Origin of the sequence: Staphylococcus simiae, assembly GCF_002902085.1 — a bacterium.
In the GTDB taxonomy this organism is placed as follows: Bacteria; Bacillota; Bacilli; order Staphylococcales; family Staphylococcaceae; genus Staphylococcus; species Staphylococcus simiae.
In genome coordinates, this window is sequence record NZ_PPQR01000076.1 from 1 (window position 1) to 866 (window position 866).

An 866-nucleotide genomic window follows, 5' to 3' on the forward strand; every position below is an offset into this window, starting at 1 on the left:
TCTATTTCCTACGATTAGTCAAGTGCTTATAAATAAAATAAGCATTACTAAATTAAACCGTTCAATTTAATTTTTTTGAATAAGGTGTTAAACTATATTTGGTTGTACGTTTGGCTAATGTGGCGACATTTGATAATCGTACAATTTCTGATTCATTACTAAATAATGAATCGTTTTTAACAATCGATTTATACAAGCTACGACGGCAGTCTTATGAGATTTCTCATTAGGCTGCTTTCTTAGTTTATAATAATAATCGATGACATGATTATCAAAATGATGTTGACCCTTTATAATATTCATAACCACCCAAAACAATAGTCTTCTCGCTTTTTTATTACCACGTTTATTGATTGTATCTCTACTAGATGTACTACCTGATTGATATCGTTTGATATCAATACCTACAAAAGCATTGAGCTGTTTATGTGATCTGAAGCGTGTAATATCACCAATTTCTCCAATAATCATAGCTGCACTTAACTTGCCTATACCTGGTATCGAATGAATGTTTTCAAAACAATCGAGTTGTTGTGCTAATTGAATCATGGCATTATCTAATTGTTTAAGACGCCCGATAGATTGTTTTAATTGTTGAATAAGTAAACGTACTTTTTCAACTAGAAAAGAATGTCTAGCGACATTGGGATAGCTTTCCGAAGCAATATTTACTAGTTGATGCGCATATTTTTCTGCTTTATTCATTGATAGACCTTTATCTGTAGAACTGAATATATCATTAATAAGTATATCCATACTTATATCAGTAACCATGTCTGGATGAGTAAATATTTCTGCGATGTTAAGTGCGATGATTGAATATCGACTACTAAATAAATTTTCTAAACCAGGAAATGTCTGATGTA

General features: G+C 30.9%; 1 protein-coding gene. It reads right to left on the reverse strand.

The genetic code is table 11. The features are described 5' to 3' along the window. Window positions 1–114: 114 nt before the first annotated feature. The coding region (locus CD113_RS09670) for a transposase (RefSeq protein ID WP_103262351.1) at window positions 115–866 on the reverse strand (752 nt) is incomplete at its 5' end.